Source organism: Nitrosomonas communis (assembly GCF_024102715.1).
Taxonomy (GTDB): Bacteria; Pseudomonadota; Gammaproteobacteria; order Burkholderiales; family Nitrosomonadaceae; genus Nitrosomonas; species Nitrosomonas communis_B.
The window spans coordinates 1-9,935 of sequence record NZ_JAGFJM010000024.1; the positions used below are offsets into that span (position 1 = coordinate 1).

7 protein-coding genes are annotated in these 9,935 nt (G+C 45.5%); all 7 read left to right on the forward strand.

Annotated features, from left to right (window positions below):
- Positions 1-262: 262 nt before the first annotated feature.
- On the forward strand, positions 263-2,809 hold the full coding sequence (gene gyrA, locus J5I83_RS02770) for a DNA gyrase subunit A (RefSeq protein WP_304053112.1): 2,547 nt from the start codon (positions 263-265) through the stop codon (positions 2,807-2,809).
- Positions 2,810-2,871: 62 nt separating this feature from the next.
- Positions 2,872-3,975, forward strand: coding sequence for a 3-phosphoserine/phosphohydroxythreonine transaminase (gene serC / locus J5I83_RS02775; RefSeq protein WP_304053113.1), 1,104 nt, complete (start codon positions 2,872-2,874; stop codon positions 3,973-3,975).
- Positions 3,968-5,176, forward strand: coding sequence for a 3-phosphoglycerate dehydrogenase family protein (locus J5I83_RS02780; protein ID WP_304053114.1), 1,209 nt, complete (start codon positions 3,968-3,970; stop codon positions 5,174-5,176). Before serC ends, J5I83_RS02780 begins: the two co-directional genes overlap by 8 nt.
- Before the next feature lie 12 nt (positions 5,177-5,188).
- A complete protein-coding gene (pheA, locus tag J5I83_RS02785) occupies positions 5,189-6,256 on the forward strand; it encodes a prephenate dehydratase (protein WP_304053115.1) in 1,068 nt (355 codons plus the stop codon).
- Between the two features lie 63 nt (positions 6,257-6,319).
- A complete protein-coding gene (gene hisC / locus J5I83_RS02790; protein ID WP_304053116.1) occupies positions 6,320-7,438 on the forward strand; it encodes a histidinol-phosphate transaminase in 1,119 nt (372 codons plus the stop codon).
- A 48-nt stretch (positions 7,439-7,486) separates the two neighbouring features.
- On the forward strand, positions 7,487-8,380 hold the full coding sequence (locus tag J5I83_RS02795; RefSeq protein ID WP_304053117.1) for a prephenate dehydrogenase/arogenate dehydrogenase family protein: 894 nt from the start codon (positions 7,487-7,489) through the stop codon (positions 8,378-8,380).
- 135 nt (positions 8,381-8,515) lie between these two features.
- Positions 8,516-9,935, forward strand: a 1,420-nt coding sequence (locus J5I83_RS02800; RefSeq protein ID WP_304053118.1) for a pitrilysin family protein, incomplete at its 3' end; no start/stop codon positions are given.

The window sequence follows — 9,935 nt, forward strand, 5'->3', positions numbered from 1 at the left end:
CATATTCACCAGACCTTAACCCCATTGAGCACAAATGGGCACAAGCCAAAGCAATCAGAAAACAACAAAACCAAACCGTTGAGCAACTCTTTAAAATTGAATCATTTTATGTGACGTAGGCTATAAAGAGAGATGCCATGCTAAAATATAAAATTAATGTTTGAACTATCTTATCAAGAAATCATTTTTAGCCATCTCAAATATTTTTCAGTTCAATCCAACAGTGACGAGCTGAATCCCGAACCCGACAACATCTAACGAAATGAATCAATTCGCAAAGGAAACCTTACCTGTCAGTCTTGAAGAGGAAATGCGACGCTCCTACCTCGATTATGCAATGAGTGTGATTGTGGGACGTGCACTACCCGATGTACGGGATGGTTTGAAACCAGTACATAGACGAGTACTGTATGCCATGCATGAACTCTCCAATGACTGGAATCGTCCTTATAAAAAATCAGCACGTATCGTGGGCGATGTCATAGGTAAATATCACCCACATGGCGATACCGCGGTCTATGACACGATTGTCCGAATGGCTCAATATTTTTCATTACGCTATATGCTGGTAGATGGGCAAGGTAACTTTGGTTCGGTCGATGGCGACAATGCCGCAGCCATGCGTTATACCGAAATTCGAATGTCACGTATCGCACATGAATTGCTTATCGATCTTGATAAAAACACAGTGGATTTCGGGCCTAACTATGACGGCTCAGAGCAAGAACCACTGATTTTCCCAGCAAAGATCCCCAACCTACTCATCAATGGTTCTTCCGGAATTGCCGTAGGTATGGCCACCAATATTCCACCGCACAATCTAAATGAAGTAATCGACGCCAGTCTTTTGTTACTTGGTAACCCAGATGTCAGTATAAATGAGCTAATTGAACATATTCAAGCGCCTGATTTTCCTACAGCCGGCATTATCTATGGGACAGCAGGTATACGTGATGGTTATCATACCGGACGGGGCCGTGTAATCATGCGAGCTCGCACGCATTTTGAGGATATCGATAAAGGTAACCGTCAGAGTATCATTATTGATGAGCTACCTTACCAGGTCAATAAAGCCAATTTGCTGATACGCATTGGCGAATTGGTGCGTGACAAAAAAATTGAAGGTATTTCTGACTTACGGGATGAATCAGATAAATCGGGCATGCGCGTCGTTATCGAGCTAAAGCGCGGCGAAATTCCTGAAGTCGTTCTGAACAATCTGTACAAAGAAACGCAGATGCAAGATACCTTCGGTATGAACATGGTGGCACTGATAGATGGTCAGCCCCGCCTGCTTAATCTAAAGCAGATACTGGAAGCATTTCTGCGGCATCGGCGTGAAGTGGTCACGCGCCGCACCACTTTTGAATTGAAGAAAGCACGTGAACGTGGCCACTTACTCGAAGGCTTGGCGGTGGCACTATCCAATGTTGATGAGATTATCGCTCTCATCAAAGCCGCACCTACTCCTGCTGATGCTAAAAATGCACTCATGTCCAGAATTTGGCGTTCTCAGCTGGTAGAAGAAATGCTTACGCGCGCATTAATTGATGCAAAGGCTTTTCGCCCAGATGGATTGGCCGCTGGATTTGGTTTATCCGAGCAAGGCTACCGCTTATCTGATATGCAAGCTCAGGCAATATTGGATCTTCGTCTGCAGCGCCTGACTGGCCTGGAGCAAAATAAGATTACTAGCGAATATAAAGAAATCATCGATAAAATCATTGACCTTCTGGATATTCTCGCTAACCCTGAGCGAATTACCGCCATTATCGCTGAGGAACTCGGCAGCATTAAGCAGCAATTCGGTGATAAGCGGCGCAGTGAAATCGTTATCGATACACAAGATTTAAACACAGAAGATTTGATTACCCCTGCCGATGTCGTCATTACCCTATCACATGCAGGTTACATCAAATCTCAGTTGCTGGATGATTATCGCGCTCAAAAACGGGGGGGTCGTGGGAAATTAGCGATCGCTACCAAAGAAGACGATTTCATTGATAATATGTTCATTGCCAATACACATGATTATATTCTGTGTTTTTCCAGTCTGGGACGCGTTTATTGGATTAAGGTTTACAATGTTCCTCAAGGCAGTCGCTCTTCACGAGGGAAACCCATCAACAATCTGGTACAACTGGAAAAAGATGAAAAAATCAATGCCGTCTTACCAGTAAAAACATTTGACGATAATCGTTATATTTTTATGGCAACTGCTTTCGGCACGGTTAAAAAAACACCGTTATCCGAGTTCTCGCGACCGCGCAATAATGGAATCATTGCAATTGGCCTTGATGAAGGTGATTATCTAGTGGGTGTCGCATTAACCGAAGGAAAGCACGATGTCATGCTGTTTTCTGACAATGGTAAAGCCATGCGTTTCGATGAGAATGATGTTAGGCCGATGGGGCGCATCGCACGCGGTGTACGCGGCATGAAACTCAGCGCCGGTCAGAAGGTTATTTCACTGCTTGTCGCTGAGAACGAGGAACTCACTGTCCTGACCGCAACCGAAAATGGATACGGCAAGCGTACACCGATCAGTGAGTATACTCGCCATAACCGCGGCACACAGGGCATGATCGCGATCAATACCAGTGCACGTAACGGCAAAGTGGTAGCAGCACAGCTTGTCAAACCCGATGATGAAATCATGCTGATCACCACAGGGGGGGTATTAATCCGGACCCGTGTCAATGAAATTCGTGAAATGGGTCGTGCCACTCAGGGCGTTACCCTGATTAACCTTGATCAGGGAGAAAAGCTTGCTGGCTTGGAGAGGGTCATTGAAACTGATGAAACATAAAATCGATCTTCTTACAATTGAAATACGGCAGAATTAGAATGAAATAAACCAGGAATCTATTGATGAGCATAATTTACAATTTCAGTGCAGGTCCTGCTGTATTACCCAAAGAAGTTCTCCAGCAAGCGCGTGATGAGATGCTAAATTGGCATGGCAGCGGCATGTCAGTGATGGAAATGAGCCATCGCGGCGAAGAATTCATGTCCATTGCCGCCAAAGTTGAAAGTGATTTACGCGAACTAGCAAATATCCCGGATCATTACAAAATACTTTTTCTTCAGGGCGGCGCTTCCAGTCAATTTGCCATGGTGCCAATGAATCTTTTGCGCGGAAAATCGAGCGCTGATTACATCAACACCGGACAATGGTCACAGAAAGCCATCGAAGAAGCAAAAAAATATTGTGCAGTTAATATCGCTGCGTCAGCAGAAGACGCTCATTTTACCTACGTCCCTGCACTTGATGAATGGAAAATCAATCCTGATACCGCCTATGTTCATTACACACCTAACGAAACCATTGGCGGAGTGGAGTTCAACTGGGTCCCCGATATATCACAAGTAATGGGCGGAAAAGCCGATATTCCACTGGTAGCCGACATGTCCTCTAATATTTTGTCTCGCCTGCTGGATGTCACACCGTTTGGGCTTATTTATGCGGGGGCACAGAAAAATATTGGCCCAGCTGGACTTGTTCTTGTTATTGTCCGCGAGGATTTACTGGGTAAATCGATTGCGGGCACTCCGACTATGTATCATTACAAAACGCATGCAGACCACAACTCCATGTACAACACACCGCCCACCTATGCTATTTATATCATGGGTCTTGTGCTAACGTGGCTAAAACAAAAAGGTGGACTGGCTGCAATGGAGGCAATCAATATCTCCAAATCCAAGCTGCTTTATGACTTAATCGATTCCAGTGATTTCTATCAATGCCCGGTTGCCAAATCTGATCGGTCACGCATGAACATTCCATTTACCCTGAAAAATACTGCGCTGGATAATGAATTTCTAAAGCAAGCCAAGGCACGGGGATTACTCCAATTAAAAGGCCACCGTTCCGTCGGCGGCATGCGTGCTTCGATCTATAATGCTATGCCCTATGAAGGCGTCATGACTCTGGTTTCTTTTATGAAAGAGTTCGAAAAAATCTATGGCTGACGATACACAAAGGATTTTTAATATCCTCACGCTTAATAACATTGCGTCTATTGGATTAAAGCGATTTCCTTCTGATCGTTACTGTGTCAGCGATGAATTATCTCATCCAGATGCCATTCTGGTTCGATCGCACAACATGCTGGATATGGAGATACCCAGAAGCGTCGTTGCCATTGGGCGGGCAGGCGCTGGCACAAACAACATCCCGGTTAACGAAATGAATTTACGCGGCATCCCAGTATTCAATACACCTGGCGCCAATGCTAATGCTGTCAAAGAACTGGTATTGGCAGGCATGTTAATAGCGTCACGTAACCTGATTCCTGCATTTCGCTTCGTTGAAAGCTTGCAAGGCGACGATCAGGCTCTGCATAAGCAAGTAGAAGAACACAAAAAGAAATTCTTGGGTGTGGAACTGCCCAAACGAACACTTGGCATCATTGGCTTGGGTAAAATTGGAAGACTGGTAGCCGATGCTGCCATTAAACTGGGAATGAAAGTACTAGGATATGACCCTAAAATTACGGTTGACTCTGCTTGGAGCCTGTCTTCAGAAGTACAAAGAGCTCAGAGTATCGAAGATCTGTTACGTCACAGTGATTTTATTTCCCTGCATGTACCTTTAATGGATACCACTTATCACCTCATCAATGATAAGCTCATGCACTATTTGCAGCGAGATACGATATTGCTTAATTTTTCCCGTGACGCCATTGTTGACGAAGATGCGGTTCTCACTGGAATCAAGAATGGTAAAATTAAATATTATGTATCTGATTTCCCGAGTCAGAAATTACATCATCAGAAAGCAGTGATTACCCTGCCTCATCTGGGCGCATCCACCCAGGAGGCAGAAGAAAATTGCGCTATCATGATTGTTGATCAGACAATGGATTACTTGCAACACGGCAATATTGCCAACACAGTCAATTTCCCGAATGTCGTTATGGAGCGAGGGTCACCCTATCGGGTCGGCGTAGCCAACGCCAATGTTCCCAATCTTTTAGGCCAGATATCAACATGCATGGCTAAAGCCGGATTAAATATACATAATATGACCAACCAGTCGCGCGGCGAAATGGCCTACACCCTCGTTGATACAGATAGTCCAGTTCCAAACCATGTGATTGACGCTCTTTCCAAAATCACAGGTGTCTTACTAGTACGCTATTTGCCAATTCTAGCAAAAACTCCAGATTAATATTTATTTCCCATGACTGAACAACTCAAACAGTTGCGAGATAAAATCGATACGATTGATAACGAGCTACTCAAACTCATTAATACACGTGCTGAGCTAGCACAGGAAATCGGTCGCCAGAAGAATGGCGTAACTTACCGTCCCGAACGTGAGTCCCAGGTATTAGCCCGTCTGCAACAGTTAAATCCAGGACCGCTCCCCAATAAGCGTATCGCACAATTGTTTACAGAAATCACTTCAGCCTGTCGTGCGCTGGAAGAACCATTAACCGTTGCTTATCTTGGCCCTCAAGGAACTTTTTCTGAAGAAGCAGTAATCAAGCGTTTTGGTAATGCAGTGACGGCACTGGCCAGCAATTCAATTGATGATGTCTTTCGCAAGGTAGAATCGGGTACTGCCAGCTATGGTGTCGTACCGGTGGAAAATTCCACTGAAGGCGCAGTCGGCAGAACCATGGATTTGCTACTCCAAACCTCACTCACTGTATGCGGTGAAATTGAATTACCTATCCATCAGTGTCTAATGGGACATCAGACAGATCTTACCGCCATTCAGAAAATATACTCTCATCCACAATCGTTTGCGCAATGTCTTGAATGGTTGAATAAGTATTTACCGAATTTACAAGCTATCTCACGCATCGATACAGCAAGTAATGCCGATGCGGCCCGCTTAGCCTCAGCAGATAAGAATGCTGCAGCCATCGCAGGAAAAAAAGCTGCCGATCTCTTTGGACTCACGATCTGCGCCAAGAATATTGAAGACGATCCGAATAATACCACTCGATTTCTAGTTATCGGTAGGCAACAAGTCTCCGTCTCCGGCAAAGATAAAACCTCTATCGTTCTGTCTACCAGTAACCGGCCTGGTGCCATTTATGAGCTATTGGCGCCCTTTGCGCGCTATCAAGTCGGTATGAGCCGATTAGAATCCCGTCCTTCCCGTAAAGGACTGTGGGAATATGTGTTTTTTATTGACATCGAAGGCCATCAACAAAATGAGAATGTTGCAAAAGCACTTGAAGAAATCCGCAGTAAAGCAACTTTCCTTAAGATACTTGGCTCCTACCCAGCTGTGTAACAAACAATCTGACCCGTTACTGATCCTGGTAATTATTTTTAGTTTTTCTAGCATTCTGACCTTATGAAACTTTGTGAACTTGCACCAGAATATATCCGGGCTATCCAGCCTTATCAACCAGGCAAACCGATTTCAGAGTTGGTACGAGAGCTCGGACTTGAAAAATATGGTGTCATCAAACTTGCATCCAATGAAAATCCCCTTGGCACAAGTCCGTTGGCTATAGAAGCAATGACCACCGCGCTCCAGGAAATCGCTCGATATCCTGATGGAAGTGGCTTTGAGCTAAAAAATGCATTATCGAAGCACTACGGTGTGAGTGTCGATCAGATTGTATTGGGGAATGGTTCGAATGATGTGCTGGAACTCGCTGCCCGTATATTTCTGAAACCAGGTGCATCAGCTGTTTATTCGCAGCATGCTTTCGCTATTTATCCACTGCTGACACAGGCATTGGGCGCACATGGCATCACCGTACCTGCCAGACTTTATGGTCATGATCTGGTTGCCATGCTCAATACCATCACCCCGGAAACACGTATCGTCTTTATTGCCAACCCCAATAATCCCACTGGCACACTCTGTGATGCCGATGATCTGCTGCGCTTTCTTGAGCGGGTCTCATCGGATGTCTTGGTTATCCTGGATGAAGCCTACGATGAATACCTGCCTGAAGCGAATAAGGCCAATAGTATTTCCTGGTTGAGAAAATTTCCCAATCTGTTAATTACACGCACCTTTTCCAAAGCATATGGCCTAGCTGGCATTCGTGTAGGATTTGCGCTAACTCATCCCGATTTGGCAGATTTGATGAATCGTATACGCCAGCCATTCAATGTCAATAGTATTGGATTGGTAGGCGCACTTGCTGCATTGGAAGATATCGAATTTGTCAAACGCTCCTATGCGCTCAATCGAGCCGGGATGCTACAAATTACCAATGGTTTACGTCAGTTGGGTGTGGAATATATTCCTTCCTACGGAAATTTCATTAGCTTTCGCGTCAGAGGTGATGTATCCAATACCATGAAGACTTACCAGAGCTTGCTGGAGCAGGGAGTGATCGTACGTCCTCTGGGCGTTTATGATATGCCCCATCATTTAAGGGTTACCATAGGACTGGAATCTGAAAATCAGAAATTCCTGCAAGCATTGGAACAGGTATTAAAAGCCCCGGGCTAAACGCCGTGGCAAATTCTTGGATACTCGCACTCTTCTCGGCATAGAAATATGACATCTCTTCCGCTCAATAAACTCGTTGTCATTGGCGTTGGTCTGATTGGCGGCTCCTTTGCGCTAGCACTGCGTCATACTGGCATGGTCAAGCAAATCGTCGGCATCGGACGCAGCCAAAAAAATATGCAGCGTGCTGTTGAGCTCGGTGTTATCGATGAAATTGCGAGTAATCCTGCCGCCGCATTAAAAAACGCAGATTTTGTTCTGCTAGCAATGCCTGTAGGCCAAACCAGTCATATCATGGCACAAATCGCTCCCTGCCTAGAGTCTGAAACGATCATTTCGGATGTAGGGAGTACTAAGCAAGATGTGATAACTGCTGCCCGCACCCATCTTACCCGACATCTCACTCGCTTTATCCCCAGTCACCCCATTGCCGGAACTGAATTCAGTGGTGCCGAGGCTGCCAGCACTCATTTATTTCTTGACAAGCATTTAATTATCACCCCCCTGACGGAAAATAGCGAGCAAGCAATCAGCCTAGTCACAGCCCTCTGGCAGCATTGCGGCGCAAAAGTCTCTTGTATGCCTGCAGATCAACACGACCGAATACTTGCCATCGTTAGTCACCTGCCGCATATCTTGGCATTTACGCTCATGAATCACGTTCATGCTAACATTGAAGACAAACCTGAAGAAGTATTACGTTTTGCTGGCAGCAGTTTTCGTGATTGCACTCGCATTGCGAGCAGTTCCCCGGAAATGTGGCGCGATATCTGCCTCGCTAACCAGGAAACATTACTTAAACAGATTGATGTCTATCAGAACAAACTATCCGATCTGCGCACGCTTTTAGCAAACAATGATGGAGAAGCACTCGAAAAAACATTTTTGCAGGCGCGAGAAACACGACAGCAATGGTTGGAAAGCAATCAACTTCTCAAGTAGTCTCTTGCTAGAAAGTACTTTCTTGCTAAATTACACTACATAGATGAGAAGAAAAGCAGTAGCTTGATCGAACTTCCTATTGAATATGTAGTCTTTTAGAAATTCATTAATTTTGTTTCAGAATAAAAAGCCGCTATGCATCGACACCTGATTACTTTTACTATCTTTGTCATGTCGCTTATATTTTTAAAGGGAGTTTACGCTCAGCAGCCCCATTCAGAGCTACCTGCTGGATTAACCAAAATCACGACTGTTGAAGGTATCTCTGAATACCAGCTTACCAATGGATTGCGCATCCTGCTTGCCCCAGATAATTCGCTTGATTCGATTACGGTCAATGTCGTTTATCTCGTTGGTTCGCGTGACGAAGGTTACGGTGAAGCAGGTATGGCACATCTGCTCGAACACCTGTTATTCAAAGGAACAGAACGATTTGCTGATATCAAAAACGAATTCACCAGGCGGGGTGCCCGCTGGAACGGCACCACCTCCTACGATCGTACGAATTACTTTGAAACCTTTACCGCCAGTGCCGATAACCTTGATTGGGCACTGGGCCTGGAAGCTGATCGCATGGTCAATTCACGCATTGCGAAATCGGATCTCGATAGCGAAATGACGGTAGTGCGTAACGAATTTGAAGCCGGTGAAAACAGCCCCTTCAGCGTACTCGCTGACCGCATGACTGCGGCAGCCTATTCCTGGCATAATTATGGCCGCACCATTATTGGTGCACGCTCAGATATCGAAAATGTACCGATTGAGCGATTGCAGGCTTTTTATCGTCACTATTATCAGCCGGACAATGCAGTACTTGTCATTGCCGGAAAATTCAATGAGGCAGAGGCACTAAAAATGGTAGCACGTCATTTTGGTCCTCTCCCACGCCCAATGCGCAAGTTACAAAAAACCTATACGGTCGAACCAACGCAAGATGGTGAACGCCTAGTTAAATTGCGCCGCGTTGGTGATACTCAGATCGCTGCCATGCTATACCATATTCCTTCTGGCGCACATACAGAATATGCTGCAATTGATCTGCTGGTCGCTATTCTCAGACAAGTTCCTGGCGGCAGACTCCACAAAGCATTGGTAGAACCCAAACATGCAACTACTGTTCTGGGCTTCGAGCGCCAATTACGTGAAGCGGGCTATGCTTTTTTCAGCGCAAGTCTACGGCCCGATATGCCACTGGATACTGCGCGCGACACGCTGATCAACACCGTCGAATCACTCGCTGCTCAGCCGATTACGAGTGAAGAACTTGAGCGCGCTCGTACACGTCTGTTAAACAAAATTGAACAGATACTCGCTGATACACACACCTTCTCCACTACGCTCACTGAATACATTGCGATGGGTGATTGGCGGTTACTGTTCTTGCACCGAGATCGCATCAAGCAAACGACGCTCGATGAAGTGCAACGGGTTGCCAATACTTATTTCAAACCGAGCAACCGCACACTTGGTTTATTCATCCCTACGTCGACACCTGATCGTGCCGAAATACCGGCAACTCCAGATATCGATCTCATGCTCAAGGACTATCACTGCG